At 43.5% G+C, this 20,125-nt stretch carries 13 protein-coding genes and 1 pseudogene; 8 read left to right on the top strand and 6 right to left on the bottom strand.

From position 1 onward, the window contains the following. The first annotated feature begins 411 nt into the window (after positions 1-411). Genes GFB48_RS16030 through GFB48_RS16020 form a run of 3 tightly spaced genes read left to right on the top strand, consistent with a single transcriptional unit; the run spans position 412 to position 7,748 of the window. Complete coding sequence (locus GFB48_RS16030) at positions 412-1,491, top strand: efflux RND transporter periplasmic adaptor subunit (RefSeq protein WP_163938125.1); 1,080 nt, start codon at positions 412-414, stop codon at positions 1,489-1,491. Positions 1,492-1,501: 10 nt separating this feature from the next. Continuing rightward, the gene (locus tag GFB48_RS16025) at positions 1,502-4,723 is read left to right on the top strand and encodes an efflux RND transporter permease subunit (protein ID WP_163938122.1); all 3,222 of its coding nucleotides are present in this window, start codon (positions 1,502-1,504) and stop codon (positions 4,721-4,723) included. Then, positions 4,716-7,748 (top strand): efflux RND transporter permease subunit, encoded by a 3,033-nt coding sequence (locus GFB48_RS16020; RefSeq protein ID WP_163938118.1) that lies wholly within the window; start codon positions 4,716-4,718, stop codon positions 7,746-7,748. The genes GFB48_RS16025 and GFB48_RS16020 overlap by 8 nt, the downstream gene beginning before the upstream one ends. 59 nt (positions 7,749-7,807) lie before the next feature. Here GFB48_RS16020 and GFB48_RS16015 read toward each other — a convergent pair whose 3' ends face one another. The 4 genes from GFB48_RS16015 to dapA form a co-directional block, all read right to left on the bottom strand. Further along, on the bottom strand, positions 7,808-10,909 hold the full coding sequence (locus tag GFB48_RS16015; RefSeq protein WP_163938115.1) for an efflux RND transporter permease subunit: 3,102 nt from the start codon (positions 10,907-10,909) through the stop codon (positions 7,808-7,810). A 5-nt stretch (positions 10,910-10,914) separates the two neighbouring features. Next, positions 10,915-11,982, bottom strand: a complete 1,068-nt coding sequence (locus GFB48_RS16010) for an efflux RND transporter periplasmic adaptor subunit (RefSeq protein ID WP_163938112.1) — start codon at positions 11,980-11,982, stop codon at positions 10,915-10,917. A 238-nt stretch (positions 11,983-12,220) separates the two neighbouring features. Continuing rightward, positions 12,221-13,303, bottom strand: coding sequence for an outer membrane protein assembly factor BamC (gene bamC / locus GFB48_RS16005; RefSeq protein WP_163938108.1), 1,083 nt, complete (start codon positions 13,301-13,303; stop codon positions 12,221-12,223). Positions 13,304-13,307: 4 nt separating this feature from the next. Next, positions 13,308-14,189, bottom strand: coding sequence for a 4-hydroxy-tetrahydrodipicolinate synthase (gene dapA / locus GFB48_RS16000; protein WP_163938106.1), 882 nt, complete (start codon positions 14,187-14,189; stop codon positions 13,308-13,310). A gap of 193 nt (positions 14,190-14,382) precedes the next feature. Here dapA and GFB48_RS15995 point away from each other — a divergent pair, with 193 nt between their 5' ends. The 4 genes and pseudogenes from GFB48_RS15995 to GFB48_RS15980 all read left to right on the top strand — a co-directional run bounded on the left by GFB48_RS15995 (position 14,383) and on the right by GFB48_RS15980 (position 16,499). After that, entirely contained in the window at positions 14,383-14,895 is a 513-nt protein-coding gene (locus GFB48_RS15995) for a glycine cleavage system protein R (RefSeq protein WP_163938103.1), read from the top strand. A gap of 10 nt (positions 14,896-14,905) precedes the next feature. After that, positions 14,906-15,367: pseudogene (gene bcp / locus GFB48_RS15990) on the top strand (thioredoxin-dependent thiol peroxidase); the annotation flags it as partial. Between the two features lie 36 nt (positions 15,368-15,403). Further along, positions 15,404-15,850, top strand: coding sequence for a thioredoxin-dependent thiol peroxidase (bcp, locus tag GFB48_RS15985; RefSeq protein WP_240464894.1), 447 nt, complete (start codon positions 15,404-15,406; stop codon positions 15,848-15,850). 217 nt (positions 15,851-16,067) lie between these two features. Beyond that, positions 16,068-16,499 carry a hypothetical protein gene (locus tag GFB48_RS15980; RefSeq protein ID WP_163938100.1) on the top strand — a complete coding sequence of 144 codons (432 nt, stop codon included), beginning with the start codon at positions 16,068-16,070 and terminating at the stop codon, positions 16,497-16,499. A 68-nt stretch (positions 16,500-16,567) separates the two neighbouring features. Here GFB48_RS15980 and ggt read toward each other — a convergent pair whose 3' ends face one another. Then, positions 16,568-18,298 (bottom strand): gamma-glutamyltransferase, encoded by a 1,731-nt coding sequence (gene ggt, locus GFB48_RS15975; protein ID WP_240464893.1) that lies wholly within the window; start codon positions 18,296-18,298, stop codon positions 16,568-16,570. Between the two features lie 331 nt (positions 18,299-18,629). After that, entirely contained in the window at positions 18,630-19,655 is a 1,026-nt protein-coding gene (locus tag GFB48_RS15970; RefSeq protein WP_163938097.1) for an AI-2E family transporter, read from the bottom strand. A 90-nt stretch (positions 19,656-19,745) separates the two neighbouring features. Here GFB48_RS15970 and folX point away from each other — a divergent pair, with 90 nt between their 5' ends. Continuing rightward, complete coding sequence (gene folX, locus GFB48_RS15965; protein WP_163938094.1) at positions 19,746-20,111, top strand: dihydroneopterin triphosphate 2'-epimerase; 366 nt, start codon at positions 19,746-19,748, stop codon at positions 20,109-20,111. Positions 20,112-20,125 lie beyond the last annotated feature (14 nt).

Genomic DNA, 20,125 nt, shown 5'->3' with positions numbered 1-20,125 from the left:
ATTCGAACCCTCGATAGGGCTACAAACCCTATACTCCCTTAGCAGGGGAGCGCCTTCAGCCACTCGGCCACCTCACCCGCGTTTCGATGGCGCGTATATTAACGGCTCACCAAAATAAGTCAAAGGCTTTTTCCGTTATTTTTCATTGAACGTTGATAATGTGTGCAATACGTCTAAATTCAATGCTAAATGGCTATTTTTTAGGACTATCTATTTAATTGCAGTCGTACTATATATCCTCACCTAAGGTAATCAAAATTGCTATTTTTTTGTGTAATTTTTGCTAACAAATAGTAATAAATACCACCACCCCGTTAAATAAAAACAATAAAACCAATACAAAACAACAGCTTACACAACTGGCACATTAATCGCTATTTAGTGGCATGAGATAAAACAGGGATCATCATCATGTTTAACCAAAAATTAGCCAAACTATTTGCCATTATTTGTTTTTCTTCGGTTGTTGCCGCTTGCAGTCAATCCAATGCCGACCAAGCCAATAAAGAAAAAGAAAAGCCAGTTTATAAAATACCCGTTGAAACTCAGCCGGTACGAGTCAGTGATATTTCTTCTTTTTACGCTACTACTGCATCACTTGATGCGCCATTAGAAGCCACGTTAGTTTCTCGTCTTGCTGGCATGGTAGAAACCCTTCATATAGAAGAAGGGGATAGAGTAACAAAAGGCCAACTGCTTGCCACTGTAGACGCTAAACGATTACGCTTTGATCTCGAACGCGCACAAGCAGAAGTAATGGTGATTGAGCAAGAGCTTAACCGTTTGAAAAAGATGGATAACCAAGAATACATCAGCCGTGATCAGTTAGCTAAACTAGAGTTCAATCTAGCCGCAGCCAAATCATTAGAGAAACTGGCCGAACTAAAAGTATTTGAAAGTGAAATCCGCGCGCCATTTGATGGCGTCATTACCGATCGCTTTGTCAAAGTAGGCGCCATGGCGACTGAATTTTCCAAGCTATTCCATATTATTAACGAAGATGAATTGCATGCCATTATTCACATGCCTGAAGCTCAGTTAAAACATATTAATGTCGGCCAAAGTGTATTCGTACAAACCAGTCTACAAAATGACACGGACTACATTAAAGGTAATGTTTTACGCATTTCACCAAGAATCGAACGCCAAAGCGGTACTTTTAAAGTTACCGTACAAGTTAATAACCGCGACCATTTACTAAAAGCGGGCATGTTCGCCAAAGTAAAAGTGAAGTACGCCACCCACAACGATGCGTTAACTATTCCTGCTAATGCTCTGGTAAATCAGGATAATCGCTACAGTGTATTCACCATCGATGGTGAAAAGGCACGTAAAGTACCAGTGACCCTTGGCTTTAGGGATAACGGCTTGGTTGAAGTGATCGACGGACTAACAGCTGCCGATGCGATTGTAGTACGTGGTCAGCAAAGCTTAAAAGACGACGCCCTAGTAGAAGTTATCGCCCCACTTAATGTACTAGCAGCTAAGTAAGGGCACCGCAATGATTAATACTTCAGTCAAAAGACCAGTTTCAGTATGGATGGCCATGTTCGCCATCATGCTGTTCGGTATGGTCGGCTTTAGTCGCTTAGCGGTTAAACTATTACCCGACCTAAGCTACCCAAGTGTAACCATTCGTACCATGTACGATGGCGCGGCTCCGGTGGAAGTTGAACAGCTAATATCAAAACCTATTGAAGAAGCCGTCGGTGTAGTAAAAGGCCTGCGCCGCATCCATTCTGTTTCTAAATCTGGTCTTTCAGATGTAGTGCTTGAGTTTGAATGGGGCACAGATATGGATATGGCCAGTCTCGATGTCCGTGAGAAACTGGACACAGTGGTTCTGCCCTTAGAAATATCCAAGCCGCTACTGCTTAGATTTAATCCCAATTTAGATCCCATTGTGCGTATTGCCATGTCCACCGAGCAAGAACAGTCCTTAGAAGATCTAAAGCACATGCGCACCTACGCCGATGAGCAGCTAAAACGTAAAATTGAAGCGGTCAAAGGCGTGGCTCAAGTGCAGCTATCCGGCGGTCTTGAGCGTCAAATTGAAATTACCCTAGACCAATATCGCCTTACCCAGTTAGGCCTAACCAGTGACCACATTTTAAAACGTATTAGCGCGGAAAACGTCAATGTATCGGCCGGTAAAGTACTAGAAGGTGAAAAAGAGTATCTAGTGCGTACCTTTAATCAGTTCTTAACCTTGGATTCCCTAGGTCAACTGATTGTGTACCGTGATGCCAATACTATGGTGCGCCTATTTGAAGTAGCAACCATCAAAAATGGCAATAAAGAGCAACAGGATGTGGTTCGAGTCAATGGTCAACCCGCAGTTGAATTAGCCATCTATAAGGAAGGTGACAGTAATACGGTTCAAGTTGCCGATGCTATTAAGCAGGCGGTTGAACAAATAAACAAGGACAAGGAAGTCCAACTCACGGTGATCTTTGATCAATCCACTTTTATTAAACAAGCCGTCAATGAGGTCACCTCGGCGGGTTTACTCGGTAGTCTTTTGGCGATGCTGGTGATTTACCTGTTCTTAAAAGACATTGTTGCCACTCTAATTATTTCCATAGCGATTCCGGTTTCCATTGTCGCTACCTTTAATCTGATGTACTTCAGCGGCATTAGCTTAAACATTATGTCATTAGGCGGCATTGCCCTAGCAGTCGGTTTGTTGGTAGATAACGCCATTGTGGTGCTGGAAAACATTGATAAATATAAGCAACAGGGCTTAACTAAACTAGATGCCGCAGTCAAAGGCTCCCAAGAAGTAGCCAGCGCCATTTTTGCCTCAACCCTAACCACTTTAGCGGTATTTGTGCCACTGATTTTTGTCGACGGTATTGCTGGCAGCTTGTTCTCTGATCAAGCTATGACAGTGACTTTCTCGTTGATTGCCTCTCTAGTCGTGGCATTAACGGTTATCCCTATGCTGGCTTCACGCCAAGGTTTTCAGGCACTACCAGCATTAATCAAACCTAAAAAGAAGCTACCAGACTCTAAATTAGGCAAACTAAAACACTATAGTGCCACAGTGTTTAGCTTCCCTTTTATTGTGTTATTTAAACAATTACCACAATTATTGCTGACCTCGATAATGGCACTATTTAGAGTATTTAGCTTTATTCTTGGCAAACTATTCTGGCCAATTAAAACATTATTTAACTTTGTTTACCGTGGCATTGAAAAAGCTTACCAACCGTTACTAAAAGGCGCATTAAAGCGTCCTCTGGTTACCACTTTAGTCGCGGTTGCCATCAGCGCTATCATTTTTATGCAACTGCCAAAACTAGGGCAAGAGCTTATTCCACAAATGGCCCAAGGTGAGTTTTATGCTGAGGTGTTACTGCCACCGGGTACCGATGTAAAACGTACCGATGAAGTACTAGAAACCCTACGCTTAGCCATTGCCGAGCACCCAAGTGTAACCAGCATTTATGCCCAGGCAGGTAGTGCAGGCTTACTGACCTCTCAAGGTAATAAAGGCGGTGAACACTGGGGACGCCTTCAGGTCAACCTAAGTAGTGCCAATAGCTACCAGGCAGTTGCAGGTTTACTGCGAACCCAGGGCGCAAAAATATCAGACTTAGAGCTCAATATTGAGCATCCACAGTTATTTAGCTTTAAAACACCGCTAGAAATTGAACTGCAAAGCTATGATTTAGTACAGCTAAGACAGGCTTCAGAACAAGTATTAGCGGCATTAGATAACAACCCAAGATTCAGTGATTTGCAAAATTCGATGCGTGATGGTCAACCAGAGTTATTAATCGAATTTGACCACCCTCGCCTTGCGGCCCTTGGTTTAGAAGCACCAGAGATTGCCCGCGCGATTGCCACTCGAGTCGGCGGTAATGTTGCCAGCAAATACACGGTACGCGACCGTAAAATTGATATCGAGGTACGTTCACAAATCGACGAGCGTAATGAAGCCAGTGATATCTCACAGATGATCATCAACCCTAACTCCACTAGACCAATTAGCTTAGGCTCGGTGGCGTTTATCTCCTACCAAGTGGGCCCTGCTGCTATCGACCGTGTTGATCAGCAAAGGGTGGCAATAATCTCTAGTAACTTAGGTTTTGGTACCCTTGATGAAGCCGCTGCCGAGGCAGAGCAAATCATTAATAACCTTAACTTAAGCAAAGGGGTACTGACCCGAGTAGTGGGTCAAAACGAAGAAATGCAGCATTCCTTTAATTCGTTAAAAATGGCCTTAGCATTAGCAGTATTCCTAGTTTACGTAGTGATGGCCAGCCAGTTTGAATCCTTTGTACAACCACTGGTTATTCTAGGTGCTGTGCCTATGGCCCTAGCTGGCGCTATCTTAGGCCTAATGCTGACCAATACGCCGCTATCAGTGGTGGTATTTATCGGGGTGATCATGCTTGCCGGTATTGTGGTGAACAACGCCATTGTATTAACCGATAGGATGAATCAGCTATTGAATCAAGGCGAACAACTTAGGGATGCCATTTACCAAGCGGCCACCTCAAGGTTGCGCCCGATTATGATGACCACCTTTACCACCACCTTAGGTTTACTGCCTATGGCCATTGGCATAGGTGAAGGTGCTGAGGTTCGAGCACCCATGGCCATTACCGTTATCTTTGGTTTAACCCTTGCTACCCTGCTGACCTTGGTAGTGATCCCTGCACTACTAAGCATGGTAAGCAAGAACTCTACAGCTGCGGAGGTGAGTCATGCCTAACATTACCGCACTGGCGCTGAAGCGCCCTGTCACCACCTTTATGCTGTTTATCTCGTTATTGCTACTAGGGGCGGCTTCTAGCCGACTGTTACCGCTTGAAATGTTCCCGGGTATTGATATTCCTCGGGTATTTGTGCAGGTGCCTTACCAGGGATCTACCCCTGCAGAGGTAGAGCGGGATATTACCCTGATTTTAGAGGAATCCTTAGCAACCCTTAGCGGTATTGATGAGATGCACTCAGAGTCTAATCAAGACGGTGTGCAAATTTGGATGAACCTAAAATGGGGGGAAAACATAGCCTCTAAGGCGCTGCAAGCCAGAGAGCGTATCGACTCGGTAAGGCACCTACTGCCCGCTGATTTAGAACGTATTTTTGTGATGCAGTTTTCCACCTCAGATATGTCAATTCTGACCCTAAGGTTATCGAGCGAGCGAGAGTTAGCCAATGCCTATGACTTACTCGATAAACAACTGAAGCGCCCCCTAGAGCGAGTACCAGGGGTAAGTAAAGTTGAACTATATGGTGTTGAACAAAAGCGTATTGAAGTACGCTTAGATGCCAATAAAGTAATGGCCGCCAATCTCAGTATTGCCGAGCTAAGGGGTAAACTGTTAGCACAAAACTTCATTCAAAATGGTGGTCAGCTACGTTCAACATCGGGTGTTTTGCAAGTACTGCCCCAGGGTGAATTTAAAAACCTAGAGCAAATTAAAGCCTTACCAATCAGTGATGGTTTAACCCTAGGTGATATTAGCGAGGTGTTATATTCATTACCTGAAAAACGCGAAGGCCGTCATTTAGACCAAACCTATGCGGTTGGTCTAAACATCTTTAAAGAGTCTGGCGCTAACCTGGTTGAAGTGGCCAACCGAGTACTTAAAGTGGTTAACGAGGTGGAAAACAATCCACAATTTGATGGCATTAATCTGTATGTCATGGAAGATCAGGCCGACGCGGTAGAGCGTTCACTGTCTGACTTACTGTTAGCCGGCCTATTAGGCGCGCTACTGTCCTTTATTGTGTTGTATTTATTCCTACGTAACCTAATGATGACCGCCATCATTGTCACTTCAGTGCCAGTATCTATTGCGATTACTCTAGGCGCCATGTACATGCTGGGCTACACCCTCAATATTCTCTCTATGATGGGCTTATTATTAGCGGTTGGTATGCTGATTGATAACGCGGTAGTGGTAACAGAATCGGTATTGCAAGAACAAGCCAAGAAGACCCCACAACCTATCTTAACTGGGGTCAATAAGGTCACACTTGCAGTGATTGCTGGCACCCTAACCACGGCGATTGTGTTCTTACCTAATATCGTTGGGGTAAAGGTTGAGCTAACCGTATTCCTTGAGCATGTGGCAATGAGTATTTGTATTTCCCTAGCAGCATCACTGCTTGTGGCAAAAACCCTAATTCCATTAATGCTGCATAAAATCAATGTCAAACATACCCAAAAGGTTGATTCTAAACTGCAACGTTTTTACATCAAAAGCTTAAGTTGGAGCTTAAACCACCCTAAAGTTTCAGCTTTTATCGCGGTGTTAATGCTGGCTTCTACGGCACTGCCGTTGTCCATGGTTGGTGAAGGTAGTGATAATAACGATAAAGACAGACTCTACATTAACTACAATATTGAGGGCCGCCATTCGTTAGCCGTGTCAGAAGCTTTGGTCAGCCAAATGGAGCAGTACCTATACGATAACAAGCAAGAATTCGGTATCGAATCGATTTACAGTTATTACCATCCTGAGCGTGCGACCAGTACCCTTATTATGAATAAAGAGCTGCCCGATGATATTGAAAAATTAAAGGAAAAAATGAAACAGGGCTTTCCTAAGTTTTCCATTGCCAAACCACAGTTTGGCTGGGGCGGCAACAACTCAGGTGTTCGTTTAACCCTCACCGGGCCTGCAACCAGTGAACTGGTCAGGATTTCACAACAGCTTATACCACTATTAAGCGCTGTTGAGGGACTAACCGATGTGAACTCAGAACTGACTGGCTCCCAGCAGGAGTTAATCATCGAGATTAACCGTGAACTGGTGAATCGCCTAGGTACGGATGTGGCGACGGTATCGCAAAATATTGCCACCGCAATGCGTGGCACACCGCTGCGTTCTTTCCGTCACGACCCATCCGGTGAAATTCGCTTCGAGCTGGCCATGGATTACCAATACCGTCAGTCCCTAGAAGCGATGGAAAACATGCCGATTTTAAGGGTCAATAACCGCGTCTATCGCCTAGCGGATATCGCCACCACTAAACTGCAACCAAGACTGGAAAAGATCCGTCACTTTAACCGCCAGACCTCACTGACTTTAGGCGCGAACTTAGAAAAAGACTTCTCTATGGATAAAGCCCGTGAAGCACTTAAACAAGCCCTAGATCAAATCCACTTTAAGGAAGGTTATGGTTATCGTTTTGGCGGTGGTTTTGAACGCAATGATGAATCCCAAGGCATTATGGTGACCAATATGCTGCTGGCTATCTGCTTGATTTATATCGTGATGGCCGCCGTGTTTGAATCATTATTAATGCCAACCGCCATCATTACATCGATTTTATTTTCTATTACTGGGGTATTTTGGGCGCTGTTTATCACAGGCACCGGCATGAGTGTGATGGCCATGATTGGTATTCTTATTTTGATGGGAATTGTGGTCAATAACGGCATTGTGCTGGTCGAGCATATTGGCAATCCAAAATCCGATGAGCCGCTGCTGGATATTATTGTTAGCACCTGTCAATCACGCTTGCGCCCGGTATTAATGACCGTAGGTACTACTGTAGTTGGCCTAATTCCACTGGCATTAGGTGATACCCAAGTAGGTGGCGGTGGCCCGCCCTATGGTCCTATGGCAATTGCCATTATTGGCGGTTTAGTGTTCTCCACCTTTACCTCATTATATCTAGTGCCACTATGTTACTTGGGTCTGTATCGCCTAAGGGAAGCTTCAGCCCGCGGCTTAGGCAATGCACTGCGCTTTAATGACAAGTACCTAGCTAAGCTAAAGTGATTGGCTTACATAAACAAAAAGGGCACCTAGTGGCGCCCTTTGTTTTAATTATTGATATTTTAGTTTGAACCTTGCTTGAGTTGCCGCTCTAACTCTTGCTCGGTTGCCATTGGCGAGCGAGTGTTTTTAGCCAGTAGCTGATAAGCCGTTGGGATCACAAACAAAGTAAATAGGGTTGCCACTACCGTACCACAGAGCACGACTACGCCAATAACAAAGCGAGTTTCGGCGCCCGCCCCTTCAGCAAGCACCAGAGGTAAAGCCCCTACCGCGGTGGTAATACCCGTCATTAAAATTGGTCGTAAACGTTGACCCGCCGCTTCGACTAATGCCGTTTCAAAGGTTAGCCCCTTATCACGCAATTGGTTGGCAAACTCAACAATTAAAATACCGTTTTTGGCCGCTAAACCCACCAACATGATAATGCCAATCTGGCTATAAATATTCAGGGTTTGTCCCATCATATAAAGGCCAATAAGCGCCCCTAAAATGGCTAGTGGTACGGTCAACATGATCACCAAGGGGTGAACAAAACTTTCAAACTGGGCAGCCAATACTAAGAACACCACCAACAAAGCAACAATAAACACAAAGTAAATAGAGTTACCTGACTCTTTGTAGTCAAGTGAAGCCCCTTTAAAACTAATACTCGCTTCTGCAGGTAACTCATTGCGAGCGAGCTCAGTTAAATAATCAAGAGCCTGCCCTAATGAATAATCCGGAGCTAAAGAGGCTGATAAAGTAATTGAGCGAAGGCGGTTATAACGCTTTAACTCTTTGGCATCAGCAAACTCTTCTATGCTCACTAAATTAGACAATGGGATAAGTTCACCTGAACGTTCTGAACGCACATAAATATTCGACACATCAGTGGCACTACTTTGTTGTTCCCGTTCCCCCTCAATGATGACATCATATTCTTCACCACCACGCATAAAACGGGTTACCACACGGGAACCAAGCATGGTTTCTAAAGTGCTCCCGACCGAACTTACCGACACCCCAAGATCTGCCGCACGATCGCGATCTATTACCACCCTTAACTGAGGTTTGGTTTCCTTATAATCATCCTCAAGACCAATAATTAATGGATTTTCAGACGCCTTGGCAATCATAATATCGCGCCATTGAACCAACTCTTCATAGCTAGGGCCACCAATTACAAACTGCACTGGCTTACCCATACCCCGGCCAAAAGCTTGACGAGTAATCGGAAACGCTCTTACTCCAGACAAATCACTTAAGCGACCTCGAATATCAGCCACAATTTGTTTCACTGGACGGCGCACTGACCAATCCTCTAACACTATGATGGCCATGCCATTTGAAAAGTCAGCTACGCCCCCCCAGCCCCTTGGAGCACGAATTAATAGACGCTTTACTTCGCCGGCTTCAACCAGTGGCATCAAGCGCGCTTCAATCTCATCAATATATTCAGCCATCGCATCAAAACTGGCACCTTCAGGTCCATTGATCATGACAAACATCGAGCCGCGGTCTTCTTGAGGGGTAAATTCTTGTGGAATATGATTAATTAATTGATAGGCACTCGTTAGCGCAGTAACAATCACCAGCAACATAAGAACGGGTTTATGAATAATTTTTTTCAGTAACCGTTGGTAATTAACCGCCAGTGTGTCCATCCCTTTATCAAGGCCAACCAGTAACGGGTTCTTCTTTTGCTTTGCTTTAAGTAATTTTGAGCACATCATAGGGCTTAGGCTTAACGCCACCACCGAGGAGAAAATTACCGCCGCACTCATGGCAACGGCAAACTCTTTAAATAGTTGGCCTAAGTCACCATCTAAGAAAGTAATTGGCATAAATACCGAAACCAGCACCAAGGTTGTGGCAATAATGGCAAAGGAAACTTCGCGCGCCCCGAGGAAAGCGGCCTTTAGTGGTGGCTCACCCGCTTCTATGCGACGATAAACATTTTCTAGCATAACAATGGCATCATCAACCACCATGCCAATCGCTAAGATCAATGCTAATAGTGTCAATAAATTTAGAGTGTAACCCAGAGCGTAAAGCACTATAAAAGTCGCAATAAGCGATACCGGCACCGTCACTGCAGGGATTAACACTGCCCTAAAAGTGCCTAAGAAAATGTAAATCACCACGATCACCAAAATCATGGCAATAAATAAGGTTTGGTACACCTCATCCACTGATGCCTCAACGAAAACCGAGCTGTCGAAAGAGCGCTTAATTTCCATTCCTGCAGGCAAAGTAGGATTAATTTCGTCCACTAACGCATTGATCTTACGGGCTACTTCAAGAGTATTAGCGACAGATTGCTTAGTGACCCCCAAGCCCACCATATTTTCAGTGTTGCCCCTAAAAGTAATACGAGATTCCTCTGAACCAATTTCTACTCTGGCCACATCACCAAGTTTAACTAAGTGGCCATCTTTACCTTGGGTTAACACTAAGTTAGAAAAATCTTGCTCTGTCCAATAATTACGTTCGAGCCTAACGGTAAAATGACGCTCTTTCGATTCAACCGAACCTGCTGGCAATTCGACGTTTTCATTACGAAGGGCACGCTCAACATCGGTCACCGTTAAATTGCGTGCCGCAAGCTGTTGACGATCAATCCAGATGCGCATGGCGTAAACCTTACCACCACCGACACGAATATTGGCGACACCATCAGTGACAGACATTTTGTCAACAATATAACGGCGAGCATAATCCGTGAGTTCTAAGGTATTGAGGCGATCAGAAACTAAATTTAACCACATGATCACTTCGGCACCACCATCTGCTTTTTCAACTTCTGGTGGATCCGCTTCTATTGGCAGATTATTTAATAAACCAGCCACTTTATCGCGGACATCATTGGCCGCAGATTCGATGTCCCTTTCGACATTAAACTGTAAGGTGACACTAGAACGGCCATCGCGGGAAGTAGAAGAGATATGACGGATCCCCTGCACCCCACTGACGCGATTTTCAATTAACTGGGTGATGCGGGTTTCCACTACTGCCGCAGAAGCACCGCGGTAGTTAGTGTTAATAGAAACAATAGGAGGATCAATATTGGGGTATTCACGCAATGGCAGCTTTTCAAATGCCACCAAGCCAAATACCACTAACAATATGGAAAAAACCGAGGCCAATACCGGTCGTTTAACAGCCAAATCTGTAATGATCATCTGGCTTAACCCTTATGCAGCCATTTTTCTTGGGTTTTAGTGGTCACTTGCATGCCTGGGCGCACTTTCATTAAACCACGAATCACTATTTGCTCACCCACTTCTATGCCACTGGCAATTTCGACGCGGCCACGACTTCTTCCAGCCACTTGAACTTGGCGCTTTTCGATATAATTTTGACTATCAACCACATACACAAAATGGTCGGTTTTGATAGGAATGATGGCCGACTCTGGCACAATTAATGATTGACGCTCATCGTAAAATAAGTTTAACCCCATTAGCATTCCTGGGCGCAGTTTATAATCAGAGTTGGGAATATGAGCACGAACGGTTACTGAACGGGTAACGGGATCAATCCGACTATTAATGTGAGTAATTTTACCGACAAATTGCTCACCTTGATATGCACTAGATGTCGCGACAATTTTTTCACCCACTTTGACATCTGCTAGGTATTTCTCAGACACAGTAAAATCGAGCTTCATCACCGATAAATCATCTAAGGTAGTAATAACCGTACTGGGTGTAACTAGAGAGCCCAAGCTTACCGTTCTAACCCCTAAAAACCCGCTAAACGGGGCTTTAATTTGACGGTCTCTAAGTTGCGCTTTAGCTTGTAGTAATTCAGCTTTAGCGGCATCAATTTCAGATTGTAGAGCATCTTTTTCAAGTTGCGCCACCGTTTGACTTTTTACTAACTCAGAGATGCGCTGTAATTCACGTTCACTTTCTGCAAGATTTACTCTGGCAACCGTTACCTTAGCCTTTGCTTCGGCATCATTAAGTTGAATCAGTAACTGACCTTGTTGGACTTGTTGACCATCTTCAAATAAAACTTTAACGACTTTATCTGTCACTTTCGAGGTAATGGTTAGTGATTCCTTAGATGAAGTTGTCCCTAAGGCTTCAACTTTATCAGCGATAGTTTCTACCTTTGCATCAATGACCACGACCTCAGGCGCTTGTTTCGATGTTGGCGCAATCGAATGGGTATTAGGCGCGGGCTTATTAAAAGTCCACAGAGAAAAAGCTAAAACCACAAAAACCAAGATGGCTATTATTTTTTTCATTGTTACAACACTCTTCTTTTTTATTTTATTGACGGCAATAAGCAACAGAATCGATGCACAGTGTACAAGGCTATATAAATGTTACAAGCGTCGGAAAAAGTTTATTACAAATTCAGCTTATATCCAGCTTGAGGTCTGAGCAGTAGGAGTCAGATTGAAAAAATATCAAGCAGTATTGGCGCTTAATAGCTGCCATCCCCTCCAAAAAAAAAGGGAAGCGATTGCTTCCCTTATAAACTTATTTCACTTTTCTGTCCGCTTGCAGCACAACACTTAATGCTTGGTAAACTTTAGCGGCATCCTCGGATGATAAAGGCTCGTTAGCCTCGTCGTAAACTTCCACTTTAGTTTGCTCACCTTCATCCACCAGATTAAATCGATACAAATCCTCATCGATATCGAGCGGTTTATCGGCAAACCAACCAGTCCAGAAGCTAGAATTATCCTTGAAGCGAGCATAAAGCACCCCTTCATTACGATCCCTATCTTCGATTTCAAAACCTAGCTCAGGTAAAATCATACCCAAGCGCGCCCAACTACGATTGAAGGTCGCTTTAGCTTGCCAACTATGGGCTTGCTCATTTTGACTGATTTCAATACCTCGGCTGTTAGCAATACGGGCTTGACGTTGTTCATAAGAACGCTTGGCACTTATGAATGCAATTGCATCATTAAGCATGTCTATCGCATAGCGGCGCTTATCCACATCGGTCAATACATCCACAACTTCGCCACTGATATCCTGCTCAAAATCAATCAAGCTAATGGTTACCTCACCACTGCGGCCATGTGGACGAATATCAATATTAAAACTAAAACGCTGTTTTATCGAATTAACAGTATCACCACTAAACCAAGAGGTTTCGACTACATCGCTCGATACAATCCAGTCAGTTTCAATCACTCCAGCTTGCTGATCGGCTGTTGTGGTCATGATCCCTTGCTTATTTAAAAACTCCATAAGTGAGTCATAAACTTCAGAACCAATGGTTTGCTGACCAGGTAAGGTTTCCACTAAAACCTTAACGTTATCAGATGCTTCATCAACTACTCTGGTACCCTCAGCTGTCGCCAACACTAGCATTGGAGGTCTAATATCAATTTGATTGCCAACCCTTGCATCTTGGCTCGACTTCACTGTTGGGATAGCGTACTCGTTATTATAAGTTGGCTCATTTAACCCTTGAGGAATAACCAATTTAGGTAAATTTTGAGATGATGCATAAAGGTCCGCATCATTAACCGTTCTGCGGTCTGTCACCGAAGAACAAGCTGTAGCCATTAAAGCAGCAATCGCTACAGTTATTATTTTTTTGTCCATCAAATTAGGCCTCAACTCCTGCCATTTTCATCGCTTGTTTAACCTGACCATGAAAATCCGAGTTTAGTTCCGTTAATGGTAAACGAATGTGGCCGTTATCAATAAGTCCCATTTGCAAAACCGCCCATTTTACTGGAATGGGATTCGCTTCAATGAACAGGACGTCGTGAAGTTGACGCATGGGTTGGTCCAGTTCGGTAGCCAGCTCCCTATCACCCGCCAAAGCGGCATCGCACATACGCTTAAACAGTTTAGGGACGACATTGTTAACCACCGAAATAACCCCATTACCACCAGCAAGCATAAACTCTTTGGCGGTGGCATCATCACCACTAAATAATAGGAAATCTTCACCACAGAGTTGACGAAGTTCAGCAACACGAGCAACATCACCCGAGGCTTCTTTTACACCAATAATATTGGCCACATCACAGAGTTTGGCGATGGTCTGCGGCTTCATGTCTAATGCTGTGCGACCAGGGACATTGTACAAGATTTGAGGAATATGAGTTGCAGCAGCGACCGCTTTATAATGCGCGATCAAACCCGCTTCAGAAGGCTTGTTATAATAAGGTGTCACGCCAAGCATGGCGTCTACGCCTGCTTTTTCACAACCTTTAGTTAGCTCAATTGCTTCTAGGGTTGAATTTGCACCGTTACCCCCAATAACCTTGATACGACCATTGGCGTATTCAACGATTTTTGACACAACTTCAATATGTTCTTTAGCTGGTAAAGTAGCGGACTCACCAGTGGTTCCTACAGCTACAATGCCATCGGTACCTTGTTCTATATGAAACTCTACTAGCCTTTTTAAACTGGCGTAATCAACTTCCCCATTGGTATGCATTGGGGTGATTAGAGCAACTAAGCTTCCTGTTAACATGTTATTTCCTCAACTTCAGAGGTTGTAATACTACGACTGCAACCAAGTAAAGACAAGGATATTAAATGCAGCAAATCAATAAACTTGTCGCGGCTATGCATTTAATGAAGTTCTATACTTGTGTTAGCATGGGACATAAATGCTAAAGCTACTCTTTTTAAGCTTTAAAGTTAAGATATTTCAAGGAAAATTCATGTCAAACAACTTGGTATTTACCGCCCTAGGTACCAATCGCCCGGGCTTAGTCAGTCAATTTGCACGTCTAGCGAGTGAATGTCATTGCAATATTGTGGATAGCAGAATGGCGATTTATGCCGACCAACTCACCTTAAGCATGATGTTAACCGGTGAATTTTCAGCCATCGCTAGATTAGAAGCAGAATTGCCTGCTTTAGCCGCTTCCCTTGAGCTATTAACCGTGATGAAACCTTGCACTCCCCATGATGTCACTGATTATGTTGCTCAGATGAAAGTTAACTTTGCCGGCAAAGACAAAGTCGGCACCATGAAAATCATTACCGAAGAGTTAGCCCTACGGGGAATCGACTTAGCAAGTGTAAGAACCCAATCTTTAGCGGATAATAATCAAAAGATGGAGCTTTTACTGAGTATTCCACCTAAAGTGGATGTCGATAAAATTAAAGCTGCCATTGACGATTTAGCTCAGCAACTTGAACTAGACAGTGAAATTGAATTAATGCAGTAAAGGAGCCAGCATGAATACCTTAAAAAAATCCGACTTAGCCCCCCTTTTTTCCTTAGTTAATCAAGACGGACAAGTCGTTCACCTTGGGGATTATATCGGTAAGTCAAAAGTTCTGGTTTACTTCTATCCTAAAGCCTCAACCCCTGGCTGTACCATGCAAGCTCAAGGGCTTAGGGACCATAAATCCGCCTTGGATCAAGAAAATTTAGTGGTTTTTGGGATCAGCCCTGATGCGCCATCCAAGTTATTGAATTTCAAAACCAAACAAGCGCTAAACTTTGATTTACTGGCAGATGAAGATCACCAAGTCGCTGAAGCGTTTGGTGCTTGGGGCCCCAAAAAAGTCGGTAAAGACATCAAAGACGGTATTCATCGTTATTCTTTTATTATTGGTTTAGATGGCAAAATAGAAGCGGTACTGACCAAATTTAAAACTAAAGACCACCATCAAGCCGTCGTAGAAGCATTAAACCCTGTACTGCCTAGCAGCCCATTTAATGATCTTACCATTGGCAGTGATGTCCCCAAATTTATCTTGCCTGATCAACACCAACAGCTACACAATATCGAAGATGTTATTGGTAAAAAAAGAATCATCATCTATTTCTACCCGCAAGCTGCGACTCCTGGCTGTACTGTACAAGCTCAAGGGTTAAGGGACATTAAAAACCAACTCGATCAACAAAATGTTGCTGTCTTTGGCATTAGCCCAGACAAACCTGCCAAACTACTCAAGTTTGCCGAGAAAGAGCAATTAAATTTTACCCTTTTATCTGATGTCGACCACCAAGTCGCTGAACAATTTGGTATTTGGGGTTTAAAACAGTTTATGGGGCGTCAATTTGATGGTATCCATAGGATCACATTTGTCATAGGCTTAGATGGTAAAATTGAACAAATACTAAATAAGTTTAAAACAAAAGATCATCATCAGGTGGTCCTTGAAAACCTGTAACTTTTAACAAAACACATTACTGGCTACAAATCGTACTATTGATTTAAAAGCCTTATTATTCATCAAGATAGTTTTGTTAATTATGTTTTTCAACATGGTTATCCACAAATTCTGTGGATAACCATAATAAAGATAAATATTTTAATAACATGGTCGCTTTTATGATAGCAAGCTAAGAAGCATCAAGTTGTAGTCGATACTAGTGCAAGGAGAGCTTATGTCACTAAAAAACATCATCATTGGGCTTTTGATGTTGCCATTGCTAGGTTGTCAGTTCGCATACGAACATAACAAACCCGAGAAAGTTGCATTAGCTTTCATGCAAGCGGTTTATATTGATAAAAATATCGAGCAAGCTAAGCAATTTGTTGATCAAGAGATATACCAATTGATGGAACATTACCACACCCCTAAAGCCATCCAAAAACATGTATTAGGGGTAGTCATGGATAATGTCGCCTTAGAAGTGAAAAATATTGATATCGATTTTTTTCGCACCAAAGTTAAAGACATCAAAGTGCAAATCAAACTCGATGGCTATCAAGACAATAAAAGACGTTTTGACGATAGAGAGTTAATCTTAAATAAAATCAACGAACGCTGGGTTATTACTAAGCTAAACCCAGACCGCTTCCAAGTCAGCGGTTAAGATAAAGGCTTAGGCTCTGAATGCCTAAGCCCTTTTACTTTGCTGGTGTTGGACCATAAAGCAAAGCCTTATTGGCCAATTACCACCCCTTCACGGCGTGGGTCGGCCGCGCCATAAAGCTTACCGTTTTTCACTTCAATGGCTTGAATGCCAGAATTTAAGTCTATCACCTTAATATTATGCCCTTTAGCCTCTAACGCAGGCACTAGGGATTCTAAATTGCTGCCTTTCTCAAGGGCTAAATAGTCATTTCTGTGGGTCACACGGCCTGTTGCCAGCACTTTATCTAAGGGTTGCTGGTACATCAGTTTATTAATCAAGGCTTGGGAGACATAATTAATAATACGGCTGCCACCGGGCGAGCCTATGGCTAACACTGGCTGATTGTCTTTAAGTACCATAGTCGGTGCCATCGATGAACGTGGGCGTTTATTGGCCTCGACTCGGTTGGCCACCATCAAGCCGTCTTTCGAGGGCACCAACGAAAAGTCCGTCAGCTGATTATTTAATAAAAATCCGCCAACCATTACCGATGAACCAAAGGCCATTTCTATCGAGCTGGTCATACTCAGCCAATTACCGTGGCTGTCTTTCATTACAAGATGGGTAGTTGAGGGCAATTCTAAAGCTTGATCCTCAGCATAGGCTAAGGCTAACTTACCCGCTTTGGCCTTACCCATGTCCTTGTTCATATCCACCTGTGAAGCCCGCTGATTAATATAGTCAGGACTTAAAAGCGAAGTTGAGTCGACTGCGACAAAGTCACTGTCAGCAATATAAAGCTCTCTATCGGCAAAGGCTAAGCGGGCCGCTTGGGAATACAAATGAATTCCCTCTGCCGTTTCAAGGCTGGGGACCTTATCGGCGTGTTGTTCATAGGTCGCCAAAATTTGACCAACGCTAATACCGCCCGATGATGGCGGTCCCATACCACAAACGGAATACACTAAAAAGCCAGAACACACAGGTTCACGTACCAATGCACTATAGCCCTTGAAGTCCCCAAGGGAAATATTACCCTTGCTGCCGTGGGAGTGATTAGTTGCGGCCACCATTTTTTGTGCCAATTGACCTTGGTAAAAGCCCTTAGCCCCCTCTTTGGCAATCAGCTTATAAGTTGCCGCTAATTCTGGGTTTTTAATTAAGGTACCGGCAGCTAATGGCTCGCCACCTGGGTAGAAATAATCGGTTGCCTTCGATTCAAACTTAAATCCTGGATGTAACCTTCGTGCCAATAAGCCATGCAACCTTGGGGAAACCTTAAAGCCGTTTTCGGCTAAATTTCTGGCATGACTAAAGCTGCTTTGCCAAGGTAATTTGCCCCACTTTTGGTGGGCTAACTCAAACCCGGCAATGACCCCAGGGACACCGACACTACGCCCTCCAACAATGGCTTCAAACCAGTTGGCGTAGCTACCATCTGGCTTTTTAAAGAGATCTGGAGTGGCACTGGCTGGGGCGGTTTCTCTGGCGTCTACTGTAAATAGTTGTTGCTGTTGCTGATCCCAATACAGCATAAAAAAGCCACCACCAATCCCCGATGACTGTGGCTCGGTTAGGGTTAGGGTAAGCTGCGCCGCAAGCGCCGCATCAATAACACTGCCACCGTTTTTAAGCTGCTTTGCTGCCGCCTCAGTAGCATGGGGATTCGCCGTTGCCGCCATCCACTTATCCGCGCTAACCAACTTAGATTGAGCAATACTAACCGTGGCTTCTGGCTCACGAACCTCTGTCTTAGCAATACATGGGGCACATAAACTTGCTGCAGCTAATATCGTAAATAATTTGTATTGAATCATGACATTCCTACATTCTTTGTAGATAAAAAGCTCTACTTCAAAATCTTACTCAATAAAACAAGTGCCGGTAACGTGTAACCAACTAGACCAAAAAGCATTAAAGCAGGGAGTGCTAATAATGTTTTGTATAAATCGTTCTTTTGCTGTTCTATAAATTGATAAAGGCTGTTGAAGCCATAAAAAAATAGCCCAATAGCGATTATTACTAGCAGCACTTCTAAAAAAACATTGTAAATACTTTGCTCAACCCAAGGGTAGCCATCGTAAAAAAACAGGCACAATTGCGTACTGATTAAAATCGTTAGCAAACCCTTAATGTAAAGCATTGCGCTTACCCCTTATCACTCAACAATACCGCTAAATGCTTGCCGTTTTCAGAGCTTTCTAGGGCAATTTTCACCACCATAGTCAGAGGTACCGATAACAGCATACCCACAGAGCCTAGTAGCCAGCCCCAGAAAATTAAAGACAAAAACACCACCAAAGTACTTAAGCCCAGCCCCTTCCCCATAAAGCGAGGCTCAATAACGTTACCCATGACAGTATTAGCAACAAGATATAGCAAGGCCGTTGCCCCAGCCGCACCTGGGCCTAATTGAATAAGCGCAATCGCCACTGCGGGTACCGCCGCAATAATGGAGCCAATATTAGGAATGTAATTAAGTAAGAAAGCGATGACCGCCCACAGCATTACATAGTCCACCCCAATGATCCAAAGGCCAATCCCGACAATGGCACCGGTGCCTAAGCTGACCATGGTTTTAATCACCATGTATTGATTTACTGACTGTAAAAATTGGTCAATTTGTTTTAGGCGATTTTGCGGGTCATCTAAAGCCAGGTGTAAACGGTTGGGAATTGACTGCGCTTCAAAAAGCATAAAAATCACCGTCAGGATAATTAAAAATAAATTACCCATGACTCCGCCAACTCCAGAAAGCATATTGGTTGCCAGAGACATGGCTTTAGCAGGATCTAGATAGGAAAAAATCACCTCTTGGCTCAAAATAATATTATGTTGCGCTAAGTAAGTAAGCACCCAAGTAAATTGCCCCACTAATTTTTGACGATAACTTGGCAGTTGTACTGTAAATTCTTTAATCGATGAACCGATTAAAGTACCTAACCACATACCCGCGAGCACCAATAGCGTCATAATGATAATGATCGACACCACTTTAGGTATTCTAATTCGACCCATAGCGACGACCATGGGGTTCATCAAAACGGCAATAAAAACAGACAAAATAAAAGGAATAACCACTGTACTCGCTAACTTTATTCCTGCAAGTACAATAAACAAACTAGCCAAGAGCACAAAGGTCTTAAGTGCCATAGATGGTTGAGAGGAGTGCATATCATTTCCTTAACTCTATAAAAAGCATCCATTTTTCAGTCTAACTCGTATAGACTAAGGTTGAAATCAAAAAATGAACAAGGATTGGTAATGGATAAAGATCAAGCGGTCATTCGCATTAAAAACCTAAGAGTACGCACTTTTATAGGCATTAATGACGACGAAATAAAAAACAAACAAGATGTCATTATTAATGTCATCATTAAATACTGCGCCGATAAAGCCAGAAATTCTGAAGACATTAGTGACGCTCTTAATTATCGCACCATTACCAAAAGTATCATCGCCCTTGTCGAGCATAATCGCTTTTTACTACTTGAGAAGCTTACTTCTGACGTACTCGCCATCGCCAGTGAACATGACTGGGTTGAGCACGCTAGTGTTGAAATCGATAAACCCCACGCCCTAAGATTTGCCGATTCTGTATCAATGCAACTAAGCTATAACAAACAATAGTTATAGAGTAAGTG

This window comes from Paraferrimonas sp. SM1919 (assembly GCF_010993985.1).
Lineage (GTDB): Bacteria > Pseudomonadota > Gammaproteobacteria > Enterobacterales > Shewanellaceae > SM1919.
This window is presented reverse-complemented; position numbering and strand designations above follow the sequence as displayed.